This is a genomic window from Labilibaculum euxinicum, assembly GCF_009795715.1.
Classification (GTDB): Bacteria; Bacteroidota; Bacteroidia; order Bacteroidales; family Marinifilaceae; genus Labilibaculum; species Labilibaculum euxinus.
Window position 1 is genome coordinate 69,613 of the sequence record NZ_WTCR01000005.1, and the last position, 26,456, is coordinate 96,068.

Consider the following 26,456-nt stretch of genomic DNA (forward strand, 5'->3'; position numbering starts at 1 on the left):
TGGTTAATGCTTATTTATCTTTAATTTGTTCACTAATCTTACCAAATCGACGCTCTCTGTTCTGATAATCAAAAAGTGCTTTATATAGCTCTTCTTTATTGAAATCAGGCCAGAATAATTCAGTAAAATACAATTCAGAATAAGCTATTTGCCACAAAAGAAAATTGCTTATTCTATTTTCTCCACTCGTTCTTATCAAAAGTTCCGGATCAGGAATACCTTTTGTTGTAAGTTGATTAGAGAACAAGTCCGAATTAATTTCATCCAGAGAGATATCTCCGTTTTTAACCTGACTTGCAATACTTTTAACTGCATTCACAATTTCCCATCTAGAGCTATAACTTAAGGCTAAAACCAAAGTCAAACCAGAATTCCCAGATGTATTGGAAATTGTTCCCTGCAATTTCTCCCTTACCTCAAGCGGCAAACTTGCCAGATCGCCAATTGCCTGCAGGCGAACATTGTTCTTCATTAAAGTGGGAGTCTCATTTTCTATTGCTTCGACCAGCAAGGACATTAATCCTAAAACCTCATCCTGAGGTCGATTCCAATTCTCGGTAGAAAACGCGTACAGGGTTAAATAAGAAATTCCAAGCTCGCCGGCAGCTTCAACAGTTTGTCTTACTGCTTCAACGCCGTTCTGATGACCAACAATACGATGTTCTCCCCGCATTTTTGCCCATCTCCCATTCCCATCCATTATAATGGCAAGATGAGTTGGCAGCTTTTCCTTTACTATTTTATCTTTAAATGACATATCTTATTTTACAAAGCGATCGTATGAATGGCATTCTTCATTATCTGGGAATAATTTATAACTTATCATTACTCCAAAAAAAGATGCCCAATCGTTATTGTGTACTAAACTACTTTTATTAAGATCATTTGGATCATCAAGATGATCCAGATCATCGGTAAAACTCTTCCTAAAACTCCATTCTAAAGCCGCTGTCCATCTTCCTGTTAAGTTAGTTTTCACACCAACTCCCATTGGAATTGTGAATGAAGAGCTGGTGCTGCTTGGAGCAATGTATCCTATTCCTCCTGTAAGATAAGGAACCAGAGTCTGGCTTTTTGTTTTTTTAGGTGACCAAAAAGACTGAAAGTTAAATTCTACCTGCAGGGATAGATCAACTAAATCTGTTTTGAATGATGCACCTCTTGCTTGTTGATATGAATTATTAAAATCCCTATCCTCTGCTTTTAAACCTGAAAACAACATGCCAGCCCTTAAAGCATACCGTGAATTAAAATTATAGCGGTAAATTCCTCCCAAGGCAACTGAATTTGAATAAAACTGCTTTTGAGGATTAATATCACCCATATAATAGGAGACTCCGCCAAAGAAACCTAACTCTGCTTTAGTCTGCGAAAAAGCTGAATTTCCTATCGCAAAAAACAGTATTCCCAATATCAGTTTATACATGAAATCAAGTTTGTGTTTTCCTTCTTGTAAACAAAGTGAAGTTGTTGCTTAAGCTCCTAAAACCGTTGGTTTGAAGAGGATGTACTCTATCTCAATTTATTCACAAGCTACAAAAGTAACATATAATCTTAAAAAACCTTATCAATGAAAAAAAATAACGCCAACCCGTCGTTAAATTTTGTTAAAATGAAAACCCAAATAAAATTGTTCTCTAGTTACGTTTATCAACACCCCACATGAGCTTGTTTCTCAAGGTTCCGTAAAAACTATGTGTTTTTAGTTTTAATACCTTAATCTGAAAATCAGCTCTCCTGATTTTCAGTTCAATTGATGATTCAAAAGTACAGGAGCGAGAATCAAGCGAAGCCAAATAACTCTCACTTCGACCTTCAACCCGAAGTGTTATTTCATGATGATTGGGCACAACAATCGGTCGAACTGTAAGGTTGTGCGGAGAAATAGGTGAAATGATAAAATTTTGTGTATTGGGGATTAATATTGGTCCGCCAACACTTAGCGAATATGCTGTAGATCCGGTTGGAGTCGCTATAATTAAACCATCGGCCCAATAAGAATTCAAATACTCATTATTCAGATAGGTATGAATAGTGATCATCGAAGCCGAGTCAGTTTTATGAACGGTAAATTCGTTTAAAGCATAATTAAATTCTTCAAACAAACCATTCCTTGATGTTTCCAACTGCAGTAAGTTCCGTTCCTCGAAACTATATTCTCCGGCCACAATATCAGCCAATGCCTGCGGTATTTCATCCTGAGCAATATCGGCCATAAAACCTAAGCGACCACTATTAATCCCAACCAATGGAATCCCCGAATCGCGCACAAATGTCACTGCATCCAAGAAAGTACCATCTCCACCAATACTAAAGAAGAAATCCACTTTCTTATCCAAATCCTTATTGCTACGAAAATAGGACTGAACAGGAGGTTTAAAATTAATTTCCCTGATCAGAAAATCATAAAAAGGCTCATAAATGATTACTTCGATATTATGACTGGTAAAAACGTCAAACATCATAATAAAACTTTCGGTAAAGCTTTCGTTAAATGATCTGCCAAAAAGTGCAACTTTCATACTTCACAAATTTGTGTTTTGTTTATTTGCTTGTGTAACAGAATCCAAAAAATTCTAAAACCTTTTTAAATTTACACTCACTTAAAATCCTATAAAACCTTAAGATTGGTTTGGTATGTCTGTTTAAGTAATGTTTAGCACAAATATAGAGTAATCTGATTAGTGGCAAGAATTCTATGCAGAAAAAGAAGCCTAAAACTTAAGCTTTTTAGATATTTAGAAACCTCATGAACGAATTGTATCGATCCTCCATCATATCTTTCATGTCATCTTCACGAACATAGGTAGTTTTAATGGTGTAATCGTAACGCAAAAAAGTTTGTATTATTGAAGTGATATTGGTTCGGTTTATTTTAATTGTTAATTCAATTTTTCTTGAATCCGTAGATGATGTCACATACAGACTGAGAATTTTTGCATCATTACTCTCTACAATTCTAGATATTTCGCTTAAAGAATAATCTACAGAATTAAGTTCTAACACAACGATACCTCCAGGTTCGCGAACGGAAAAAATTCTTTCAATGTATTGCATCAAATCATTTAAAGTTATAAGACCAACATAGGTTTTCTCATCTTCCAAAACCGGTATCACAGTCAATTTAAGCCTTGAAATTATCTCTATTACTTCGTAGATATGATGATTTTCGTTTACATAGGGACTAAACAGGGATAATTTTTGATCGCCGATAGGTTCTTCCGCCTTGTTTAAGTCGTAGATATCGTTGTCTGAAATTAAGCCCAGAAACTGATCCCCCTTTACTATTGGCAAATGAGAAACTCTGAAAATCTCCATCCAGTTAAGAGCTTGAATCCCCGTATCTGTTTCCCGTAATACCGGAACTACATCAGAAATTAAATCTTTTGCTATCATACATACCTGTTTTCTAGGAATTACTTTTAATTTTGCCTTAAGGAGAATTTAATTACACAAAGAAAATTTGTACTTATTTTCACCTATTTATTCTACCAATAAAGTTATATAAAATGACCAGACTTAGTGTAAATATAAACAAAATTGCGACAATTAGAAATGCCCGGGGAGGGAATACTCCTAATGTTTGCAAGGTAGCTTTAGATTGTGAAAGATTTGGAGCTGAAGGCATTACAGTACATCCTCGTCCTGATGAAAGACATATTCGTTATCAGGATGTTAGGGATTTAGAATCTTTAGTTACAACCGAATTTAATATTGAAGGATATCCAACCCGGGATTTTATTGATTTGGTTGTAAAAGCAAAACCGGCACAGGTCACTCTTGTTCCTGATCCTCCAGAGGCATTAACTTCGAATGCTGGATGGGATACAGTTAAAAATCGTGATATATTAGTCGAAATTATAAAGGAATTTAAAGCTGCCGGCATCAGAACTTCCATTTTTGTTGACACAGATCTTGCTAATATTGAAGGTGCTGTTGCCACCGGAACAGATCGTATTGAACTATACACAGAACCGTATGCGACAAATTATCCTAAAAATAAAGAGGAAGCTATTCGTCCTTTTGTGATTGCAGCAAAAAAGGCTCACGAATTAGGCTTGGAAATTAATGCCGGACACGATTTGAGCTTGGAAAATCTTAAATATTTTAACGATAACATTCCAAATTTAACTGAGGTATCAATTGGGCATGCCCTTATTTCTGATTCATTGTACTATGGTTTGGAAAACACCATTCAGATGTATCTTAGGTGTTTGAAATAAGCCTGAACTCATTACATATTTACAAAAGGATGCTCTCAAAGCATCCTTTTCTATTTCTAAATCTTCTTAAAAAACTCAACTTCACCAATCACTTTATTGATTTGGTTCTTATCTTTATTTCCGAAATAAATCTCAGGCAAATGAAACTCAATTACAAAAAACTTGGCAAAGGCCGCCCTTTACTAATTCTTCATGGTCTTTACGGCGCATCGGATAATTGGCTGACTATTGCCAAAGAGCTATCGAATAACTTCACGGTTTACATTATTGATCAGAGAAACCACGGAGACTCTCCTCATGCCAACTCACATACTTATCAGGATTTAAAAGAAGATCTTCTGGAATTTATGAACGATCACAAAATTGAAAAGGCCATTTTACTTGGGCATTCGATGGGCGGGAAAACGGTTATGTTCTTTGCTGCCGATCATCCCGAAAGAGTAAGCAGTCTGCTTGTTGTGGATATTGCTCCCAAAAACTACAGCAAAATTTCCGATTACGCCCCACAAACAATCGATCACTCCTGCATCGTTAAAGCAATGCTTAATTTGGATTTATCGCTTTACAAAAACAGAACCGAAATTGATGCAAAATTAACAGAAAGTATAACCAGTAAACGTGTCAGACAATTTCTTCTTAAAAATTTGAAAAGAGACGAGAACAAACAGTTTATCTGGAAACTAAATATTAAAACCATTAACGATTACTTACCTCAAATAATGGACGGTATTGATGGTGATCGTTTTGCAGAAGGCAAAGGAATCACAGCATTTCCTGTTCTATTTATCCGCGGCGAAAAATCGAATTACATAAGCGATAACGACCACAATTTGATACGAACAATATTTCCAAAAGCAGAAATAACAACCATTCCCAATGCCGGACATTGGGTGCATGCCGAACAGCCAAAACTACTGGTTAAAACTGTTGAATATTTTGCTTTGGATTAAAGTGTGCTATTTCAGGAGAAGACACTCCCGTTCGTAAATTGACCATCTCTGTGCGCCGACTGAGGTCTTCCGTTTGGCATGGATGGACTTCCGTGCGCGTTGGAACCCTTTCCGTTCGGCAGTTTTGTGCTTCCGTGCGCAGGTTGAGATACTCCGTTCGGAGTGAATACCCTTCCGTTCGCGAACGGAACAAGTGAAAGTACGAACGGAACACTCGCCTTCACGTACGGAGAATTATTTTCAGGGAACGGAAAGAATCCGGAAGTGAAACAAATTGTGGGGACAGGCTACATTTGTTTGGGGACAGGCAGAGCAAGCAAAACTATTGGTTATAACAGTGAAGTATTTTGTTTTGGATTCAATAAAAAACCCGAAACGAATTCGTCTCGGGGCTAAAATTTTCTTATTTCTTATTACCACTCACCACCAGCTTTTATAAACTGAGAACGAGCTTGAATATTAAAAGTGTAAATATCTCCTTGAAAAGGGTCAATACCATCTTCATACAAAAATGCAACGACCTTCACATAAAAATTATCTCCAAGAGATAAACCAAAATCACCTTTAGAATCTTCTTCAAGTGTCATTGATTGCAAAGCGTCAGCACTTGCCGGTTGCCAATTTGACGTAAATAACGGATTGTTCTCATCCTTTTCAGAATTTAACACCTGAACGTAGTAATATATATTCCCAGCGTCAAGAGCTTTCCATTTCACCACCAATGACAATGCGCCACTTCCAGTTGTGTGTTCAGAATCCACTGACTGAAAACTTAAAGCTTCAATATCTTGATTATATATCTTCTCGTCTAACTTATACTCTTCACCCGAATTCATTGTCAGTACAAATTTGACAAGTTTTTCTCCAGGGAAATTTTCAAGATACTCATTTGCATCAACTTCGTTAATTCTCCAAACAGTTTCATCATTTGAATTTTGCGATTTAATTAAAGTAAAACTTTCATTTGAAGATATTTTTGCAACAGCACTTTTAATATTATCTCCCTTCACCTCAAAATCATATCGGTAACCACTAACAAAATCATCATTCTTTAAATAAACTTCCTTAACCACCGAAGCATCAGCAGTTACATCATTAAGTTCATTTATTTGAGTATAGAAATCTCTGTTTCCGATGGTACTTTTTAAGAATATATGATCTCTTGTTGATGACTTGTCAATTTTCCACTCCTGAGAATTAATTATGGTCTCGTCATCTATTACCAATGTATTATCATCCCCCAGACTCCAACTTCCTACCTTAACATCCCTGCGTCCACTAAATTCTTGCTTGTACAAATCACCACCACCATTAAATTTATACACTAGAACTACATCGTTTTTTGAATAACTATCATCAATAAACGTACTTGAGTACCAGTATTTATTGGTTAAATCGGAAGATTTAAACTCGAAAACGTCCTCTTCTCCACCTCCACTACTGCTTCCACAGGAGGTTAAAAACAGGCTTCCAGCAATCAATATCGCAAAGGACAATTTATTATAAAATGAAGTATTCATCAGATTTACTATCTTTTAGTTTTTAAAATATTTTTGAATAAAATTAGGATTTACATCCTGATATACAAACACGAAAAAAGCGAAACTATTGTACAATAGCAAGACATTTATAACAATACCCGCTCAAAATTGGTTTCCGGAATTAAATCCTCTCCCTGATAACGCAAAAACACCTGCGCTGTGGCCAGAATATCTTTCTCACAATATACAGCAATGCGTTCCAAATCATTATCCTGCCAATACACTTTACCCACCATCGATCCGTCAATATCATCTTTTGGTGTAGAGATACCGAAAATCTCACAAAGCAAAGCCAAAGAAGTATAATGCTTATAATCGCCGAATTTCCAGAGTTCCATGGTATCTACAAACTGTACTTCCCAAGGTTTTTTGCCTGCAATATCCAGAACTGAAGGCAACACAACGCCGTTTATCAGCATTCTTCGGGCTATGTATGGGAAATCGAATTCCTTTCCATTGTGTGCACACAGATTGCGATTCGGTTTGCTGCAAAAACGATCCAACATCAAAGCAAATTCCTCTAACAATTGCTTTTCATCGTCACCATAATATGATTTCGCAACAAACTTTTTCTCTCCATTTTTTTTAGTCACCAAACCCGTTGAAATGCAAACAATTTTACCAAATTCGGCATAAATTCCTGCCCTTCCATATACATCAGATGGCGATTCTTCCTCTTTTCGAAAATAATCAGATTTTTTCTCCCACAGCTCCTGCAACTTAGGCGACATTTCCTCAAAAGCTGCATTTCCTGAAACTGTCTCGATATCTACAAAAAGTAAATTTTCAACTTTAATTTGATTCAGCATAACAAAAGACTTATCATAAATAAAAATGAAAAGTTAGAAAAAAAGGAGACAGTAACAAAGTCTCCATTCTAATTTTTCTTATCCAGAAATAAAAATAAACAACTTACTGATGCTCGATCAGGTTTTTCTGAATAAAATGGGTTAAAATATCTATTGCCACAATATTATTACCTCCTTGCGGCACAATAATATCAGCATAACGCTTGCTTGGTTCTATAAACTGAAGGTGCATTGGTTTTACCGTTTTTTCGTAACGATCCAATACTTTTTCAACAGACCTGCCCCGTTCAACAATATCTCTTTTAATTACCCGGTTTAAACGATCATCAGCATCGCAATCAACAAATACCTTTAAATCCATTAAATCCCGAAGAACCGGATCGGTTAAAATCAAAAGTCCTTCTACAATAATTACTCCTTTTGGTTCTACTCTAATCGTTTCATCGGAACGCAGGCAAGTGATATACGAATAAATAGGTTGATTTATTGAGACACCTTGTTTTAAATTCTTCACATGCTCAATTAACAATTCAAACTCTATTGATCTTGGATGATCAAAATTTATTTCCTGACGTTCTTCCAGTGTAAGCTCTTCATTCGACCTGTAATATGAATCCTGAGGTAAAACGGCAACGTCTCCATGATTTAACCTTTCAATGATTTTTCTTACCACTGTAGTTTTGCCAGAGCCTGTTCCTCCGGCAATTCCAATAATCAACATGTTGTATGATATTTAGATGTTTGATTCAAAAATGCTAATTTTGCATTAACTTCGGCTGGAAAGTTACTAATAATTTAAAAAATAATTAAAATGATCAAGCACATTGCAATGTTTAAGTTTAAAGCTTTCGAATCGGCTGAAGCAAAAGAGAATTACTTTAACAGATTAAAAAAGGCATTTGACGGATTGGATGAAAGAATTCCTGAAATTAAATTTTTACAAATTGGTTTTGACCAACTTCGTTCTGATGCTTCATTTGATTTTGTAGTGAATGTTGATTTAGAAAACATGGATGCCTTGCCTTTATACGCTAACCATCCTGAACATTTAAAAGCAGCATCGGTTGTAAAAGAAATGGCCGCAGAACGCAAAGTAATTGACTACGAATTTTAAGATTAGCCAAAAGCCAATATAGCAATCAAATTAATAAATTGTACAAAAATGAGTTTGTATCCATTGAAATTTACGCCCATCCTTAAAGATAAAATTTGGGGTGGAAGCAAATTAAAAACAGTATTGAATAAAGATTTTTCGCCACTGCCTAATGCGGGTGAGAGTTGGGAAATTTCAGGTGTAGAAGGAGATATTTCTGTTGTTAGCAATGGCTTTTTAGCTGGAAATGATCTGGAAGAACTCATTGAAATTTATATGGGAGACCTTGTAGGTGACCATGTTTATGAAAATTTCGGGGTTGAATTTCCTTTACTGATAAAATTTATTGATGCCAATGATGTCCTTTCCATTCAAGTACATCCTGATGATGAACTTTCGAAAGAAAGACACAATGCATATGGCAAAACAGAAATGTGGTATGTTATTGAAGCCGACAAAGGATCTGAACTGATTGTAGGATTCAATCAAAACATCACCAAAGAACAATATTTAGCGAAATTGAAGGAAGGCAAATTGGAAGAGATTTTAAACAATGCACCTGTAAAAGAAGGAAGTTGTTTCTTTATTCCGGCTGGCCGTGTTCATGCAATTGGAAAAGGAATTCTGTTGGCCGAGATTCAACAAACATCTGATGTTACTTACCGGATGTACGATTTTAACCGAACTGATGATGCCGGCAACCCAAGAGAACTGCATACAGAACTTGCTGTTGATGCCATCGACTATAGTTTTGAGAAAAAATATGAAACCAGCTACCAAACTGAAATTAATAAAACTTCAGAACTTGTTCGTTGTCCCTATTTTACAACCAATATTCTGGAATTTGACAAACCACAGGAAAAAGACTACATAGAATTAGATTCTTTTGTAATCTATATGTGTCTGGAAGGTGATATGGAAATCACCTACGAAGAAGGTTCAATAACAGTTGCTAAGGGAGAAAGCGTTTTAATTCCTGCGATTATTAATAATTTGACTCTTACTCCGAAAACAAAAACAAAAATTCTTGAAGTCTATATAAAATAGACTGATAATAAATTATACGATCCTCTTTTTATACAATTAAAAAGAGGATTTTTTTATTCCCATACAATATGGGATGATCAGTCAATAAAGTTGAATCATTTTTCGGAAAAGATAAGAATCTGTATAACTTTGCAACGTAAAACAAAATACTCCATGAATATTACTAGTGCTAAATTTGTGATGTCCAATTCGGATATAAGAAAATGTCCGACCGATAATAAAGCAGAATATGCTTTTATCGGGCGTTCGAATGTTGGAAAGTCATCACTTATAAACATGCTGACCAATCATAAAGGTTTGGCAAAAATTTCTACCAAGCCTGGTAAAACACAATTGGTTAATCATTTCTTAATTAATGATGAATGGTATTTGGTAGATTTACCAGGATATGGTTTTGCCAAAGTTGCAAAGAATACCAAACAACGGTTTTCAAAGTTAATTTTCAGCTTTATTGAAAGCCGTCCCAATCTTATCAACTTATTTGTACTTGTGGATTGCAGACACGCACCTCAAGCCAAAGATGTTGATTTTATGGAATGGTTAGGTGTAAACGGAATCCCTTTCTCTATTATATTCACAAAGGCTGATAAGCTTGGCAAGCAACAATTATCTGAAAACATTAAAGCCTACGAAACTGAGTTATTGAATACATGGGAAGAAATGCCCCCTTACTTCATTAGTTCGGCATCAAGTGGATTAGGGAAAGACGAAATATTAAATTCTATTGATGAAACCAACAAAACGGTTTTGCTTCAAAAGCGAAAATAACAATAAAGGAAGATCTCGTAAAGACATCTTCTTTTTTATTTAAACAAAATAAATTATTCTTTAAAATGGATAAAATAAATTGCGGCAACTTGACTAAAATCAGTTTTTTGGCGCAATAATTCATAAATTTGCACAGTACAATAGTTATCTGATTTATAAACAAATAATATTTTAATGAAAGCCCCGATTAAAATCTTTTCTGGTTCGAACAGTGAGTATTTAGCAGGTGAAATTGCAAAAGCAGCAGGATTACAGTTAGGAAAATCAAGCATTACAAGATTTAGTGATGGTGAATTCGAAGTCTGTTACGAAGAAACTGTAAGAGGTGCTCAAGTATTCATTATCCAATCAACTTATCCCCCAACTGATAACTTGATGGAGCTATTGCTAATGATTGATGCGGCCAAAAGAGCATCTGCATATAAAGTTATTGCAGTAATCCCTTATTTCGGATTTGCCCGTCAGGATCGAAAAGATCGTCCCAGAGTTGCGATTGGAGCCAAATTGGTAGCCAATTTATTAATGGCTGCGGGCGTTGACCGTGTAATGACAATGGATCTTCACGCTGACCAAATTCAAGGATTTTTTGACATTCCTGTTGATCACTTGTATGGTTCCTCTGTACTTCTTCCTTACATCGAAAATTTAAAATTGGATAATCTGGTTGTTGCTTCTCCGGATATGGGTGGTAGTAAAAGAGCGAATACTTACGCAAAATATTTAAATGCAGGTTTGGCTATCTGCCACAAATCAAGAGAAAAAGCGAATGTGGTTGGTGAAATGACTGCAATTGGTGATGTTGATGGCAGACATGTTGTAATTGTTGATGACATGATTGATACGGCAGGCACAATTACAAAAGCCGCCAACATGTTAAAAGAGAAAGGTGCTCTTAGTGTACGTGCTATTGCAACACATGCTGTTCTATCCGGTCCGGCTTATGAACGAATTCAAGAATCGGCTTTAGAAGAGGTTGTTTTCACCGACTCGATACCTTTAAAAAGCGAATGTTCAAAAATTAAAGAATTGACTATTGCTGATATTTTCGCAAAAACAATTCTTAATGTTTATAATTGCGAATCAATCAGTTCCAATTTCATATTATAATTTATATCTTTGCGCAGATTTTTTCGGTAAAATATTTTATAAACGTGTAATGGGAAGTAAACGGAGCTTTTTTACCGGGTGATGACGTTTATTTTGAGTAGCACATAATTTCAAGGAAATGAAAGTTTTTGAATTAAAAGGTTCTTTAAGAACAGATTTAGGAAAAAAAGCAAACAAAGCTCTTCGTAAAGAAGAAATGGTGCCATGTGAAGTATATGGTGGCGGTGAAAATATTCACTTTGCTATTAACGAAAAAGTATTGGGTAAATTACTTTTTACGCCAGACGTATATGTTATCAATGCAGATGTTGACGGAAAAAAATTCTCTTGTGTATTAAGAGATGTTCAGTATCACCCAGTTAATGACAAAGCTTTACATGCTGATTTCTATCAGGTATTTGAAGACAAAGCATTCGAAGTAGAATTACCAATTCGAGTTGAAGGATTCGCAATCGGTGTTCAGTCTGGTGGTAAATTAGCAGTTATCTCAAGAAAACTTAAGGTAAAAGGTCTAATGGCTGATCTTCCAGAAAATCTTCTTGTTAAAGTTAGCCATCTTGGACTTGGAAAAAGTATTCAGGTTGGAGAACTTGCTTATGATAACTTAGAACTTCTTAACTCTAAGAAATCAGTAGTTGTTCAAGTTAAGCTTACAAGAGCTGCTCGTGCTGCTGCTATGGCTGCAAAATAGATTTCAACACTATTTTGCTCAGCACAATGAAGCAAATAAATATAACCTCCCATTTATTGATGAATGGGAGGTTTTTTTAATATCCTTCGTTCCTAAAATGAAGGATGGAATGAATGCAAAGTTTTCATGGAAAATGCCGTGAATATTCTAACTTTGGATTTGTTATGATACAATTTCTAAAAAAACTATTTGGGCAGACTAAACATCCGCTGCAAGAAAATAATATTGAGATGAAATATCTGATTGTCGGCCTTGGCAACATTGGTGCTGAATACGCAAACACAAGACACAATATAGGATTTCGTATTTTGGATGCTCTTGCCGAGACAGCTAATATAGAATTCAAAGAAGCAAGATATGGAGCTGTTGCTGAATACAAGTTTAAAGGCCGGATCTTTGTGCTTGTAAAGCCAAACACTTATATGAATTTAAGTGGAAAATCGGTTAATTACTGGCTTCAGAAAGAAAAAATACCCGTTGAAAACATGATGGTTTTGGTTGATGACCTTGCCTTGCCGTTTGAAACTTTACGGTTGCGTCCGAAAGGAAGTGATGCCGGTCATAACGGATTAAAACACATCAACGAGATACTAGGACACCAAAATTATAACCGCCTGCGTTTTGGAATTGGTTCCGATTTTAGCAAAGGAAAGCAAGTAGACTATGTTTTAGGTGAATGGTCGCCTGAAGAGCTGGAGAAACTACCTGAACTCTTTAAAATCTGTATCAACATGATAAAAGGAATGAGTACCATTGGTATCCAGAGAACCATGACAGCATACAATACAAAAAAATCAGGCAGTTAAAAAAATAAGAAGCCATGGATGATAAGGTTAGAGTAGACAAATGGCTGTGGGCTGTACGTATTTTCAAAACCAGAAGTATGGCGGCCGAAGCTTGTAAAAAAGGAAAAGTTACCATTGGTGGTGTACACGTGAAACCATCGCGCGAAGTAAGGTTAAACGAACAAATTGATGTGCGTGTACCACCTATTACACGCAGTTATTTGGTTACAGCTATATCCGGCAAACGGATGGGCGCAAAATTGGCCGTTGACTTTGTAAAAGACATAACTGCTCAGGATCAATTGGATTTATTGGAAGCAACCAATACACGTGGGTTTGAATCACGGGACAGAGGTATTGGAAGACCAACAAAATTAGATCGCAGATTAATTGATAAGCTTAAGAAGGAATAAACACATCAGGAACCGACAAGAAAAAAATATGATAATAGCACAGGATAAAAAGAAAACGAATTTAGCAGAATACATCCTTTACATGTGGCAAGTTGAGGATATCATCAGAGCCTATCAATTCAACATTGATAAAATTGACGAAAACATCATCAAACAATTCAATCAGCCGGAAGCTACTCAAAACGAAATTAGAGACTGGTACGAAAATCTGATTGAAATGATGAAGATTGAAAAAGTGGAAGAAACAGGACATCTTCAAATCCTTAAGAACAACGTAAACGAGCTTTACGATTTTCATGTTTATCTACTAACAAAAGGCAAAGATTCAGCCTACAACAATCATTATCAGCAGGCTCTTGGCAACATAACCGAATTTCGCGAAAAATCGAAAGCAACCCAGGAAAACAATGACATTGAGGTATGCCTTACTGCTTTGTATGGTATCTTAATGCTTAAACTTCAAGGAAAAGAAATCTCGAAAGACACCCTCTCGGCGATTACTACTTTCAGCCAAATGATTTCTGAATTAACTGCGAAATACAAGGCTTTCGAAGAAGAAAACGAATAATTACAAAACACCCCAAGATAATGATACTGCCCCCAAAATATAACAATTGGATATTACTGATTTTAGTTTCTTTTCTTTGGGGAAGTCCATATATTTTGCGGGAGATTGCATTGGAAAGCTTTAGCCACAATCAAGTGGCTGCTTTTCAGGTATTTTTTTCATTCCTGCTATTTATTCCTCTGATTATTAAAAACATCAGAAAACTTTCGAAAGAAAACATACTTCCGTTAGTACTTTCAGGAATCACAGGAAATATTGGCCCGGCCTACTTTTTCGCCAAAGCGCAAACCCAAATCAACTCTTCGGTGGCAGGCATGCTAAATGCTATGTTGCCAATGGTTACATTGCTGATTGCCATCCTTTCTTTTAAAGCAGGTACGAATAAAAAAGTGCTGGTCGGAATTTTACTGGGATTTGCAGGAACACTTATCATTAGTTTTTCCGGAGATTCTTTCGGATCGTCGTATTTCTGGGGTGTCTTTTACGTGTTTATGGCCATTTTATCGGTAGCCATCAGCATAAACATTGTCAGTTTTTCATTGCCTAAACTTACCGGAACCGAAATAGCCTCTCTGGCATTTCTATTTGTTGGCCCCATGGCTGGAATTTTTCTGGCTTTCACCGATTTAAGTTCACCCTTGGCATCTGAAAGCTTATCGAAAAGTGCATTAATGCTTGGTTTGCTGGCTGTATTAACTTTCGCAGGAGTTATTCTATACAATCAGCTCATCAAAAAATCCTCGCATGTTTTTGCTGCATCAATAGCCTATATTATTCCCATTATTGCCATCTTTTGGGGCATTGTAATTGGCGGGGATCATATTTCGATTGCTCAAACCGCATCCATATTTATTATCTTAGTTGGAGTTCATCTAACTCATCGATAACGTGAAAAAAAACATATTATTTGCCATTGCATCAGGTCTTTTGCTGGGCATGCCTTTTTGCATACCACAACTTTTTCCGCTCATTTTTTTTGCATGGATTCCTCTTTTATGGCTGGAGGAAAAAACAATCAATCACCACAATCCTTACACACTTTTCAACTATACTTTTCTGAGTTTTTTAGTGTGGAACATTCTGGCATATTGGTGGGTGGGCAAAGCTCAAATCACAGGCGTAATCCTCATCATACTTATTAACTCTCTTTTGCTTGCTCTGATTTTCTGGCTGATTAGCCGATCGAGAAAACACTTGAAAATTTCCATTCTCTTTCCCTTTCTGCTTATTTGGCTGGGCTTTGAATATTTCGATACCTGGTGGGATTTAGCCTGGCCCTGGTTGAATTTGGGAAATGCTTTTGCTTCAGCACCGAAATGGATACAATGGTACGATATTACAGGAACGCGTGGTGGAAGTTTATGGGTGATTTTAATCAATCTCGGATTCTTCTCTCTGATAAAAAATCAAAAAAAGAACATCGCTTTTAGATCTATTGGAATGTTTCTTTTAATTGGTATTCCTCTTCTCTACTCTATTTTTCTGTATCACCAAAAGGAAAATGGAATCGGAACCAAAAGCTTCGCACTAATCCAGCCAAATTTGGATCCGTACACCGAAAAATTTGTTCCCGAAAACGAAGAAAAACACTTTGCCGGTTTTATGAATACAGCAGATTCTATTTGCAGTAGTCAGCGTCCTGATTTTTTATTGGCGCCGGAAACCGTAATTTTAAAATATATCGATGAAAATAATCCAAGACAATCTTACAACTATTTACGATTACTCGATTTAAAAAAGAAATATCCTAAAACGAAAATACTAATTGGTACTCACAGCAAAATTGAATCAGAATCATTCAATTCAGCATTATTTTTAACCGATACCATAAGACCTCAATTTTACCACAAAACAAAGCTTGTTCCTTTATTTGAGAGAGTGCCGTTCGATAAATACCTGAGCTTTTTAAAAGACTATTCGATTGAAATTGGAGGATACCAGGGAACCTATAGCAGCAGGAATGATATTGACTATTTCTTATCTGATTCCATAGCATTAGTGCCGGTAGTTTGCTTCGAATCAATTTTTGGAGATTACTGTGCACAAAGAGTTCCGGAGATCCCCGGCTTTCTGTGCATGATTACCAATGACGGATGGTGGAAAACAACTCCGGGATACAAACATCATTTCAATTTTAGTAGATTAAGGGCCATTGAAACACGCAGAGACTATATTCGGGTTGCCAACAATGGAATTTCAGCTTACATCAACTCAAAAGGCACAATTATTGCGAAGAGTACATGGTGGAAAAAAGAGGTACTGACCGGCAGGTTAAAATTACGGGAAAATAAAACCTTTTACTCCGAACATGGAGATTTCATTGGAAGGGTTTGTCTGTTTATAGCCACTCTTTTATTAATCTTTGTTAAAATTCGTATTGCAACACAATCTAATACTTCAGGAAGTAGTTAAATATTTTACATTTACGATCAGATTAAACATTGTAAACAATTAATTTTAAAATAATAAATACAAATACTATGAGACGATTACTATTTGCACTTTTTAGCATCTGCTTTTTTGTTGGATCAGCAAATGCAGTAACCAAACACAAAAAAATTGAGAAGACGTTTAAAGCCGGAGAAAACCTTAAAATTGAATCGAAATACAGTAAAATTCAGATTAAACACTGGGACAATCCTGAAATTAAATTCGAGGTGCTGATTAGTGTAGAGGGTTCGGACGATGAAAAAACAAAAAGGATGACCGATGATATTAATATCGATTTTACGGAAGGAGAAGCTCAATTATCTGCAGAAACTGTATTTGGAGATTTTTTCTCACTAAAAAAACTCACCAATTCTCTTTTTAACAAGGGAGAAATAAAGATCAGTTACACCGTTCAGTTACCTTCCAACGTGAACTTAGAAATTATCCAAAAAGATGGAGATGTTTTTATGGATAGTCATGATGGCAACCTAATTCTTGATTTGACAAATGGAAACTTTACTGCCGCGAGCTTACATGGTGAAAACAGCTTTACAATTACCGGATGTACTTTTAAAGTTGAACAACTGAGTGATTCCAAATTAAACGTAGCCAACTCTAAAGTAAGTATCGAAAATACCGGCAAATTAACCGGTGAGAGCCGCGATTCTGAATTTACGATTGGTGTTGCCGATAATATTAGCATGACTTCTGCCCGAGATAAATTCGACATTAAAGAATTGGAATACCTGTACGGATCATCAAACTTCAGCAAAATTGAAATTAGCCAATTGGGAGGTGAAGTTGATTTTGATCTAAAATTTGGACACATCAATATCTTCAATATCAACAATATGTTTTCATTTATTAAAATAGACTCGAAATACGGAGATGTGGGCCTTAGTTTTATGGAAGGTGCTCAAATTGATTATGAAATCAATCACAAGTCAGTAAAATTCGATAATTCGAAAGACTTCATCTTATCGAACAAAGAAACTGCTGATAGAAAGACTTTTGTGGCAAAAGGCCGTGTCGGCAATAAAAAAGCATTCTCTAAACTGAATATCAGAGCAAATAACTGCAAGATTAGATTGCAGTAAACATCACCTGAAAAGGAAAATCAGAAAACAAAAAAAGAAGAGGATGTCTCAAATGAAATTTTAAGACTCTGAGATTTTAATATTTGAAAATATTCTCGAATAGGTATATAAAAAGAGGCTGTTTCGTAATTATGAGACAGCCTCTTTGTATTTAAATAGTCTTGGCTGTAAAAGTCCAAATACTGCGTTATACCAAATTAACGTCAAAATTGATCTCATAAAATAATGCTTATAGAATCAAGTCATACCCTGACAAGAACGGACTGTATATAGTCAGAGCATGACAAACTGATATTTTAAGCAGAATTTTGAAATTAAATTGGTATTACACTTGTTTTGAAAACTGTCATTTCCAAAAACTTAAAAAAAACCTGGTTTCCTGCATACACTAAATAACAGGAATACAGTTTCGTTTTACACAAAAAATAAATACCAGATTTGTGTGGTGAAAAAACAAACCATAAAGCCTAAAACAATAGGCAGAAAGGTTGAAACCACTGTCCATTTCACACTCCTTGTTTCCTTAAAAATGGTATAAATTGTAGTTGAACATGGGTTATGCAACAAACTAAAAAGCATCAAGTTCAATCCGGTAAGTAAAGTCCATCCTCCTGCATGAAGAATGTTTGCAGTATCGCCTACTGAGTTGAGTTCAAATATTACACCTGTTCCTGCTCCCACACCGTTAGCTCCGGTAATAAGAACTGTTAACATCAGTATTGTAGGAATTACAATTTCATTAGCAGGTATAGCAATGATATAAGCGAGCAAAATAACGCCGTTAAGGCCAAAAACAAATGCAAATGGATTGGACCACTGAATAAAATATTCTGCCAGACTTAGTTCTCCAATATGTACATTAGCCACCAACCAAATTACAATTCCGGCAGGCACAGCAAAAATAACAGCACGCCAAAGAACAATAATGGTACGATCAATCAACGAGGTGTAGAGTGTTTGCCAAATTCTTGGCGGACGGTATGGTGGTAATTCAAGGCTAAAAGCCGACGCTTCACCCCTCAGAACTGATTTGCTTAATCCCCACGAAACAACCAAACTGAAAAAGATTCCCAAAACAGCGATACCAACCACTGCTCCAGCAGAAACAACACTTGCCAATTGTGCTGGCACAAGTCCACCAATAAAAATAGAAGCTATTAGTATTTGGGTAGGCCATCGTCCGTTGCATAAGGAAAAATTATTCGTAATAATGGCTATTAATCTTTCCCGGGGACTATCTATTACCCTTGCAGCAATTACCCCGGCAGCATTACAACCAAATCCCATACTCATGGTTAATGCCTGTTTGCCATGTGCACCAGCCTTGCGAAAAAGACTATCCATGTTAAATGCCACCCTTGGCAAATAACCAAGGTCTTCAAGCAAAGTAAAAAGTGGAAAAAATATCGCCATTGGAGGCAGCATCACTGCAATCACCCAAGCCATTGCCAGGTAAGCTCCGTCAATTAAAACACCATCGAGCCACCAAGGCATATGAATGGAAGCTGCTACGCCTTTTAAGATCGGATGCATATAATCAATTAAGAATGAGGCTAACAAACCGGAAGGATAATTGGCTCCTGTTACAGTTAGCCAAAAAACCAAAGCCAACAACAAAAACATGATCGGAAAACCAAGCCATCTGCTTGTTACAATTTTATCAATTCTCAAATCCAGAGCATATGCTGCTTTTTCTCCTTTCTGCTTCACCGCTTTTCTGGCAATTCGAGAAGCATCTTCATAAATGGATTCAATAACGGTATCATGAAGATCAATCCCAAGATCCCATCGAGCTTTATTCGCCTCTGATAATATATTTTCTCTTTCTTTTAAATGAGTATCATTCATCGCTTTACTAAATTTAGAGTTGAACAGTTGAATCACCGGCATTTATACTTCCCAGCTCGCCCGATTGAACTGCTTCAATAATACTATTATCACCTTCGAGTAATCGCAAAGCAACCCAATTCAAATTAGGAAGATTAGGAAACTGTTCTGCAAGTTTTGATGCTAAGCTTGAAATGGCATTATTAAGCTTAATTGAACGGCTTTTAATTTTATGTGGTTTGCAAACATACTTTCCTGCTGCCACTTCTTCGATAGCAGCTAGAAGTTCTTTCATACCCTCTTTTCTACGCGCAGACGCAGGAATAACGGGTATCCCCAATTCCTTTGATAAAGCTCTTTCATCAATTTCGATGTTATTGCGTTTGGCTTCGTCCATTAAGTTAAGGCAAAGCACTGCCCGATCTGTAATTTCGAGTATTTGCAATGCCAGATTCAAGTTTCGCTCCAGCCGCGTTGCATCAACAACAATTACAGTTACATCAGGTTGCCCGAACAAAATAAAATTACGCGCCACCTCTTCATCTGTACTTGTTGAGAGCAGTGAATAGGTACCTGGCAAATCGACCACTTTGTAACGTTTCTCGTTGTATATAAAACCGCCCTCAGCCCGGCTTACCGTTTTTCCCGGCCAGTTGCCCGTATGCTGATGCAATCCTGTAAGGTTATTAAAAACAGTACTTTTCCCTGTATTTGGATTGCCTGCCATCGTTATTACATAATCAACCTGTTCCATATTTAACCCAAGTTTAATCAGGTTTTCTTTGTTGTGAACAGGGCAATTGTCACAATTATTTGAGTTACTCATTTGTGTCATTTTTTTTGTGGACAAAAATTAAATCAGCTTGTGTTTTTCTGATTCCGATTGTTGCTCCCATTACGCGGTATCCAATCGGATCACCGGAAGCGCTTTTCATTTCTGCTGATACCAAACTACCTGCTACCACTCCTAAATCCATCAGTCTTCTTCGCTGTTGTCCTCTGCAATTGGGTGAAATTCCGGCAATTTCAGCTTTTTCTCCTATGGCCAGAGATGACAACAATTCGTATTTTGGAGCTAAGGGTACAGTTCCCGACAGCAATTCAACAGTTATCTGTGAAGCAAAAAGTGGAGTTAAAGTACATTCATCTCCATTGGCAATAAAAGTGGTTTTTCCTTTATCTACATCTGTTACATAGACTTGCATGCCAGGATATAATCCTTCTACCACCAATTGCTCATAAATACTTCGTGGTTCATCTTCGATGTGAATAATCCGGCCAGTCACACCTTTTTTTAGGTTACTTAGTAGTTTCCCTTTAGGTTCAGGCAATTCCCCGTCAATTGAAGGTATAGGATCTCCATGCGGATCAAATACAGGATTGCCCATTTGGGCAGCTAATTTTTCCGTATCTTCCTGTGTAACAAAATGCTCTATACGATCGGCCTCGTTATGCCAATCAGCTTGAGCTACACTTGTTTCATCGGCAAGATACCTTTCCCATATACGATGTACCCGAATTACCCGAAGTGAATAAGATCTTCCGGTATCTGTTAAAGATATGGTGTTATCATCCATAGTTACCAAACCTAAAACAAGCAGACGCTCAATCAGTTGACTTGCGCTATCATCTGAAATATTCAGATTGCCCGCAATACTATTCATATTGCATAAATTCTTGTTGTACTCACAATCAAACAAGTACTTAAGGGCATCTTCCAATTGAACCCTTTGATTGTTCATTTTTATCTTTGAAAAAAGGGCTATCAATCCTTTTTTGGGCCAGAAAATCCAAAAAAAGATTAATACAACCACGACTCCAAGGAAAAACAATATACCTGATTGTATACCTACTGTTAATAATGTAATCATCTATTCTTTCTTTAACTTTTTTATACTTAATGGTTGCTGGATATTCTTTACTCCAGCTTTGAAAAAAAACTCTCTCATTTTTAATAAAATGTGGCTTTAAAATAAGCCCCAGATCTTTGTTTCCTCATCTAAAGTAATTCTCTTATATGATTAGTCCAAGTTAAACTTTGAATTTATTAACAGACAATTATACTACCTTCAAAGACCCTTTAAACAATATATAAATATCACATTAAAATTAGTATACAAAATTCAAGAAGATTATATCCTGCTAAAAAAGAACTCCTCTACTTGAATGGAAGTTCATTTCTTAAAGAAAAAAATACCATACACTTGAGAAAGAGTCTGTTTTCAGAAAAAAAAGACCATCTACTTAGGGTGAAACTCAATTCCATATCAAAAAAACAATTGGTTCATTAGCTGAAAGATTTCCGAATAAAAAGAAGTTTAATGCTTCAAATTTTATTCCGTTGATTGTCAATAATTCCACCGCGCCTACTTACCAAACAGAAACAATGAAAACAAGTTGAAATAAACTGCCGGTATCAACCAAAAGGATACCTAAAAAAGCTTTTTAATTTCTTTGGCTGGAAACTGTAAATATTCTTTAATTTTTCATGTTTCGTACTACTACACAAAACCTTTTTTGAGTAAATTTGAAACTATGACTGTTACAAGAAAAAAATACTCCCTATTACTCATTATTTTCATTTTAGTATTCTCCGATAAGGGATTTTCAGAGGATCAATTCAAAATCGGTTTTTCGCAATGTACATCGGTAGACAGCTGGCGAAAAGCGATGCAAAGTGAAATGCAAAATGAATTGATTCTATTTCAAAATATGGAATTAGTAATAACCGATGCACATGACAATAATGAAAACCAAATTAGGGATATTAGAGAACTAGTTAAAAGCGGTATTGATTTACTAATCGTTTCTCCCAACGAATCGGCTCCAATAACTCATATTGTTGAGGAAGTTTTTCGCAAGGGAATTCCAGTAATTGTTCTCGATCGAAAAATTGAAAGTGAAAACTATACAGCTCAAATTAGCGCCGACAATTATTTGATTGGGAGGGAGGCTGGAAAATATGCTGCCAGATTATTAAATGGCAAAGGTAACATTGCTGAAATTTGGGGACTAAAAGGTTCCAGTCCTGCCATTGAACGACACAAAGGATTCTCTGAAGTCATCAGCAAATATCCTGGTATCAAAATTATTTTCTCTGAAACAGGAGAATGGTTCAAACAGGGTGGTACCAAAATGATGAAGCTAGCCATTGAACAACATGATAATATCGATTTGGTTTTTGCACATAATGATTACATGGCTATTGGCGCGTATGAAGTGCTGCAATCGAAATTTGGCGAACACAGACCCTTTTTACTTGGGATTGATGGTCTGCCAGGGCCAAATGACGGTGTTAATGCTGTAATTCAAAAGAAAATTAATGCTACATTTTTATACCCAACCGGTGGTGCGGAAGCAATACAGTTAGCCTTTAAAATTTTAAATAAAAAACCATTTAAGAAAAATATCATTCTAAAAACAGTTGTTATTGATTCTGACAACGCAGAAATCCAGAAACTGCAAACCGATCAGATTCTTTCCCTTCAGGGAAAAATATCCGCAGCAAAAACCATTCTTGACTCTCAAATTATTAAATACAAAAGTCAGAGAATGTGGCTGATTATTTCGCTTAGTTTTCTTCTTATTGTCATTCTTTTGGCCGTACTCTTGTTTCAGGCATTCAAAAATAAAATTAAAGCCAATCGAAAATTAGAAGAACAAAAAGAACAAATCGAAGATCAACATGAAAGGCTCATTTTGATTTCATCTCAATTGGAAGAAGCAACTCAAACTAAACTAAGATTTTTTACCAATGTTTCGCATGAATTCAGAACTCCTTTAACTCTAATTCTTGGATCTATAGAAAATCTTTTAGATCAAAAAATTAAAGATAAAGAGTCGTATCAACAGTTAAATGTAATGCACAGAAATGCCAATCGACTGCTTCGCTTAATCAATCAGCTGATGGATTTTCGAAAAATGGAGAATGAAAAAATGCAGATGAAGATTTCCAAGAATGATATCAATCAGTTCATTAAGGAGATATCCGATTCGTTTCAAGAATTGGCAAATAAAAAGCACATTAACTATTCATATTTGTCGACCATTCAAAAAGAATACTTGTATTTTGATACAGATAAACTTGATAAAATCCTGTTCAATCTTTTATCGAATGCCTTTAAATTCACGCCCGAACAAGGTGAAATTACAGTTCATTTGGAGAATTCAAATCATGAATTTAATAAAGAGATGAAGGATTGTGTAAAGATTAGCGTAGTTGATTCGGGTTGTGGAATTTCAGAACCGGATCTTAAAAACGTCTTTCAACGATTCTATCAAGCCAAAACCAATGCTTCGTTCCCTGGAACCGGAGTTGGCTTGTCCTTAACCAAAGCTTTGGTTGAATTGCACTCAGGAATTATAAATGTTGAAAGTAGTTTGGGGAAAGGGACAGTATTAACAGTCTATTTGCAGAAGGGTAAATCACATTTTAATGATGCTGATTTAATTTTTGCCGACTCTAAAGAAAAAGATACTTCGAGGCAGATTCCATCAGAATTAGATGAAATGGACTTTATTCCCCAGCTTACTGAGTCAAACGAAGAAGAAAATCCTTCCTTTTTAACCGACAGAGAAATTCGGATTCTTATTGTAGAGGACAACCCGGACGTTTCGGAACATATCGCAGAATCGCTAAAAGGAAACTATAAAATTTTGAGAGCCGAGAATGGAAAACAAGCTTTAAAAGTGATTGAAGCAGAGAATCCGGAATTAATCATTACCGACCTAATGATGCCAGTGATGGATGGATTGGAATTGACAAACATTGTAAAATCAGATTTAAAAACCTGTCACATCCCAATCATCATGCTCACCGCAAAGGCTTCACAAGAACATAAAATTGAAGGGCTGGAAGTTGGTGCTGATTCCTACATTCCAAAACCTTTTAACAGGAAACATTTGCAGGTTAGGGTGCGGAAATTAATCGAAAGCAAAAAAAGAATTCGAATTCATTATCGCGAAAGCATCGATTTCACGGAACAAAACGATGGCATTAACAGATTGGATCAACAGTTTTTGAAGAAAGCTTGCGAAGCCATTGAAACCAATTATCTGAATTACGATTACGGTGTTGAAGAATTGAGCAAGGATATTAATTTATCGAGAGTTCATCTGTACCGTAAAATAAAGAACTTAACCGATTTGTCGGCCAGTGAGTTTATCCGAAATGTAAAGTTGAAAAAAGCCTCATCGCTACTTTTGGAAGGAGACTTAAGTATTTCTCAAATTGCCTATCAAACAGGGTTTGCCAGTCCATCCTATTTTAGCAAGTGTTTTAAAGAAAAATTCAAAATGTCTCCCAAAGAATACATTCAGCAAAAAAAATAAAGCAAAAGCTTACATAGAAAATCAAAATGAATTGATGCCTGATAAAAATAACTGCACATCCTATTTTGGATTAGTTGGCTTTGTTTTTTTTCATTAATCTGATTGAGTAATCAAAAAAAATCCGGGTCATACAGACTCCGGATTTTTCCTTATTAAAATAACATCCTTTTTCTACCAAATTGATTTCAATTTGTAGAATTTGGCTTCTTTAACCGAAATTTTATCACCACTACTAACTACATCTATTTTATCAAACTTTTCAGCAGAAAAAAATTGATCTGTCATAACTAACTCTCCATCATTTACAAAAACCTCGATGGAAGATTCATCAATAAGTATCTGTAATTTTATTCCTGTTTTACAACTTATCTTTGCTTTATCAATGCTTGCGAAAACATCTGAGAAAGAAATATTCTTAAGCTTTGTTCTATCAATAGTAAAGCTTTCATTCACTCCGGAATAAAAGGCTTCCAATTCTTCACCTGCCGAATTGCTTAGCTTAACACCAAACTTTTGCGGTTGTTCATCCCATGCTATTTCCAAATCAATTTCCAAGGGGATGGCCTTAAAAGGAATTGTATTTGTCACATCAAAATTTCCGTTTATATCCTGATTCGGAATGATATAACATTCCTCCCGGATTAATTCCAGCTCTTTAACCGGAACAGAATTTAAATGGTAATTGTTATCCTCTTTTTTAAGAACCAATTCTCTTGGAAAGGTATTCGCACTTCTCCACTTGTAAGTAGGAACCACAGTCGCATATTGCCAGTTACTCATCCAACCTATAAACAGCACTCTTCCATCCTCTTCCGGCACATTCGACCAGGTTACTCCTGCATAATTATCTCTTCCATAATCAAGCCATTTGGTATCGTTTCCAATACTGACAAATTCTTTTCCGTTAAAATCTCCAACAAAATACTGAGTAGTGCTGCCACCATTAGGTCCTCCGGCACCAATGCTGACAGTTAAAATCCATTTCTCCTCATCGGTTCCTTCAACTTTTATTGGAAATAAATCAGGACATTCCCAAACACCGCCATGTGAACCAAATTCTTTTCCAAAATCACTTTCAAAAGTCCAATCAATAAGGTTTGTGGAAGAGTAAAAACTTGTATGATCCTGTACTGCAAGAGTCATGATCCATTTCTTAGTTTCTTTATGCCAAATTACTTTAGGATCTCTGAAATCTCTAATTCCAGGATTTTTTAATACAGGATTCTTTTCATACTTGGTCCATGTTCTTCCTTTGTCTAAGCTATAAGCGATTCCCTGCGATTGAAAATCATTCCGTCCGGCCTTTTCTCCCTCCATATTGTGGTAAGTATAAATAGCAACCATTGCCGGCTTATCTTTTGATCCAAATCCTGAAGTATTTTGATAATCTATCACTGCTGAACCAGAATATATATATCCCAAAGAATCTGGATATAATGCTATTGGCAGATGTTCCCAATGTACTAAATCCTTACTTACAGCATGCCCCCAATGCATTGGTCCCCACACCGAACTTTCGGGGTGATACTGGTAAAATAAGTGATATTCGCCCTCATAATAAACCATTCCGTTTGGATCATTCATCCAATGCTCTTCAGGCGTAAAATGAAATTGCGGACGATAAGGTTCCTTGTAATTTTTTTCGGAGATATCTAACTTCTCTTTTCTTGTTGAAGTACAAGAGCACCCTAAAAAACTTAATATTATTATCGTTATTATGTATTTTCCCATTTCCAGCATTTTTTATTACTTACCCTTATAATTAAACTTTTAAGA

25 protein-coding genes are annotated in these 26,456 nt (G+C 36.0%); 14 read left to right on the forward strand and 11 right to left on the reverse strand.

Annotated elements, in window-relative coordinates:
• Window positions 1-10: 10 nt before the first annotated feature.
• The 4 genes from GQR60_RS07680 to GQR60_RS07695 all read right to left on the reverse strand — a co-directional run bounded on the left by GQR60_RS07680 (window position 11) and on the right by GQR60_RS07695 (window position 3,396).
• Complete coding sequence (locus GQR60_RS07680; protein ID WP_124992377.1) at window positions 11-757, reverse strand: isoprenyl transferase; 747 nt, start codon at window positions 755-757, stop codon at window positions 11-13.
• Between the two features lie 3 nt (window positions 758-760).
• Window positions 761-1,426 carry a type IX secretion system protein PorG gene (porG, locus tag GQR60_RS07685; protein ID WP_124992378.1) on the reverse strand — a complete coding sequence of 222 codons (666 nt, stop codon included), beginning with the start codon at window positions 1,424-1,426 and terminating at the stop codon, window positions 761-763.
• A 211-nt stretch (window positions 1,427-1,637) separates the two neighbouring features.
• Window positions 1,638-2,522, reverse strand: coding sequence for an NAD kinase (locus GQR60_RS07690; protein WP_124992379.1), 885 nt, complete (start codon window positions 2,520-2,522; stop codon window positions 1,638-1,640).
• A 208-nt stretch (window positions 2,523-2,730) separates the two neighbouring features.
• Entirely contained in the window at window positions 2,731-3,396 is a 666-nt protein-coding gene (locus tag GQR60_RS07695; RefSeq protein ID WP_101308237.1) for a CBS domain-containing protein, read from the reverse strand.
• A 113-nt stretch (window positions 3,397-3,509) separates the two neighbouring features.
• Here GQR60_RS07695 and GQR60_RS07700 point away from each other — a divergent pair, with 113 nt between their 5' ends.
• On the forward strand, window positions 3,510-4,223 hold the full coding sequence (locus tag GQR60_RS07700; protein ID WP_124992380.1) for a pyridoxine 5'-phosphate synthase: 714 nt from the start codon (window positions 3,510-3,512) through the stop codon (window positions 4,221-4,223).
• A 140-nt stretch (window positions 4,224-4,363) separates the two neighbouring features.
• Window positions 4,364-5,173, forward strand: a complete 810-nt coding sequence (locus GQR60_RS07705; protein ID WP_124992381.1) for an alpha/beta fold hydrolase — start codon at window positions 4,364-4,366, stop codon at window positions 5,171-5,173.
• Window positions 5,174-5,586: 413 nt separating this feature from the next.
• Here GQR60_RS07705 and GQR60_RS07710 read toward each other — a convergent pair whose 3' ends face one another.
• From GQR60_RS07710 to udk, 3 genes are all read right to left on the reverse strand, one after another.
• Entirely contained in the window at window positions 5,587-6,693 is a 1,107-nt protein-coding gene (locus GQR60_RS07710) for a hypothetical protein (protein WP_124992382.1), read from the reverse strand.
• A gap of 107 nt (window positions 6,694-6,800) precedes the next feature.
• Window positions 6,801-7,523: a 3'-5' exonuclease gene (locus tag GQR60_RS07715; RefSeq protein WP_124992383.1), complete on the reverse strand. Its 723-nt coding sequence runs from the start codon at window positions 7,521-7,523 to the stop codon at window positions 6,801-6,803.
• A gap of 103 nt (window positions 7,524-7,626) precedes the next feature.
• Complete coding sequence (udk, locus tag GQR60_RS07720) at window positions 7,627-8,244, reverse strand: uridine kinase (protein WP_124992384.1); 618 nt, start codon at window positions 8,242-8,244, stop codon at window positions 7,627-7,629.
• 90 nt (window positions 8,245-8,334) lie between these two features.
• Between udk and GQR60_RS07725 the strand changes: the two genes are divergently transcribed.
• The 11 genes from GQR60_RS07725 (at window position 8,335) to GQR60_RS07775 (ending at window position 17,522) form a co-directional block, all read left to right on the forward strand.
• Window positions 8,335-8,637 carry a Dabb family protein gene (locus GQR60_RS07725; protein ID WP_124992385.1) on the forward strand — a complete coding sequence of 101 codons (303 nt, stop codon included), beginning with the start codon at window positions 8,335-8,337 and terminating at the stop codon, window positions 8,635-8,637.
• A gap of 48 nt (window positions 8,638-8,685) precedes the next feature.
• Window positions 8,686-9,663: a type I phosphomannose isomerase catalytic subunit gene (locus tag GQR60_RS07730; RefSeq protein ID WP_124992386.1), complete on the forward strand. Its 978-nt coding sequence runs from the start codon at window positions 8,686-8,688 to the stop codon at window positions 9,661-9,663.
• Window positions 9,664-9,816: 153 nt separating this feature from the next.
• A complete protein-coding gene (gene yihA / locus GQR60_RS07735; RefSeq protein WP_124992387.1) occupies window positions 9,817-10,431 on the forward strand; it encodes a ribosome biogenesis GTP-binding protein YihA/YsxC in 615 nt (204 codons plus the stop codon).
• A gap of 174 nt (window positions 10,432-10,605) precedes the next feature.
• On the forward strand, window positions 10,606-11,538 hold the full coding sequence (locus GQR60_RS07740) for a ribose-phosphate pyrophosphokinase (protein WP_124992388.1): 933 nt from the start codon (window positions 10,606-10,608) through the stop codon (window positions 11,536-11,538).
• 118 nt (window positions 11,539-11,656) lie between these two features.
• Window positions 11,657-12,229 (forward strand): 50S ribosomal protein L25/general stress protein Ctc, encoded by a 573-nt coding sequence (locus GQR60_RS07745; RefSeq protein ID WP_124992389.1) that lies wholly within the window; start codon window positions 11,657-11,659, stop codon window positions 12,227-12,229.
• 164 nt (window positions 12,230-12,393) lie between these two features.
• A complete protein-coding gene (pth, locus tag GQR60_RS07750) occupies window positions 12,394-13,035 on the forward strand; it encodes an aminoacyl-tRNA hydrolase (RefSeq protein ID WP_225441368.1) in 642 nt (213 codons plus the stop codon).
• 14 nt (window positions 13,036-13,049) lie between these two features.
• Window positions 13,050-13,427 (forward strand): RNA-binding S4 domain-containing protein, encoded by a 378-nt coding sequence (locus tag GQR60_RS07755; RefSeq protein ID WP_101308225.1) that lies wholly within the window; start codon window positions 13,050-13,052, stop codon window positions 13,425-13,427.
• Between the two features lie 28 nt (window positions 13,428-13,455).
• Window positions 13,456-13,995 carry a DUF4924 family protein gene (locus tag GQR60_RS07760; protein ID WP_124992390.1) on the forward strand — a complete coding sequence of 180 codons (540 nt, stop codon included), beginning with the start codon at window positions 13,456-13,458 and terminating at the stop codon, window positions 13,993-13,995.
• A 20-nt stretch (window positions 13,996-14,015) separates the two neighbouring features.
• Window positions 14,016-14,882, forward strand: a complete 867-nt coding sequence (locus GQR60_RS07765) for a DMT family transporter (protein ID WP_124992391.1) — start codon at window positions 14,016-14,018, stop codon at window positions 14,880-14,882.
• A 1-nt stretch (window position 14,883) separates the two neighbouring features.
• Complete coding sequence (gene lnt, locus GQR60_RS07770) at window positions 14,884-16,407, forward strand: apolipoprotein N-acyltransferase (protein ID WP_124992392.1); 1,524 nt, start codon at window positions 14,884-14,886, stop codon at window positions 16,405-16,407.
• A gap of 68 nt (window positions 16,408-16,475) precedes the next feature.
• Complete coding sequence (locus tag GQR60_RS07775; RefSeq protein WP_124992393.1) at window positions 16,476-17,522, forward strand: hypothetical protein; 1,047 nt, start codon at window positions 16,476-16,478, stop codon at window positions 17,520-17,522.
• Between the two features lie 414 nt (window positions 17,523-17,936).
• On the opposite strand, the gene GQR60_RS07780 is transcribed toward GQR60_RS07775, so the two are convergent.
• The 3 genes from GQR60_RS07780 to GQR60_RS07790 are packed head-to-tail and all read right to left on the reverse strand — an operon-like array spanning window position 17,937 to window position 21,091.
• The gene (locus tag GQR60_RS07780) at window positions 17,937-19,370 is read right to left on the reverse strand and encodes a nucleoside recognition domain-containing protein (RefSeq protein WP_225441369.1); all 1,434 of its coding nucleotides are present in this window, start codon (window positions 19,368-19,370) and stop codon (window positions 17,937-17,939) included.
• 13 nt (window positions 19,371-19,383) lie between these two features.
• Entirely contained in the window at window positions 19,384-20,175 is a 792-nt protein-coding gene (locus tag GQR60_RS07785) for a FeoB small GTPase domain-containing protein (RefSeq protein WP_197092596.1), read from the reverse strand.
• A complete protein-coding gene (locus GQR60_RS07790; RefSeq protein ID WP_160463437.1) occupies window positions 20,168-21,091 on the reverse strand; it encodes a metal-dependent transcriptional regulator in 924 nt (307 codons plus the stop codon). Before GQR60_RS07790 ends, GQR60_RS07785 begins: the two co-directional genes overlap by 8 nt.
• Before the next feature lie 793 nt (window positions 21,092-21,884).
• On the opposite strand from GQR60_RS07790, the gene GQR60_RS07795 reads away from it, so the two are divergent.
• A complete protein-coding gene (locus GQR60_RS07795) occupies window positions 21,885-24,680 on the forward strand; it encodes a hybrid sensor histidine kinase/response regulator transcription factor (protein ID WP_124992396.1) in 2,796 nt (931 codons plus the stop codon).
• A gap of 171 nt (window positions 24,681-24,851) precedes the next feature.
• Here the strand turns inward: GQR60_RS07795 and GQR60_RS07800 are convergent, their stop codons facing one another.
• Window positions 24,852-26,411: a glycoside hydrolase family 32 protein gene (locus GQR60_RS07800; RefSeq protein ID WP_225441370.1), complete on the reverse strand. Its 1,560-nt coding sequence runs from the start codon at window positions 26,409-26,411 to the stop codon at window positions 24,852-24,854.
• Between the last annotated feature and the right edge of the window lie 45 nt (window positions 26,412-26,456).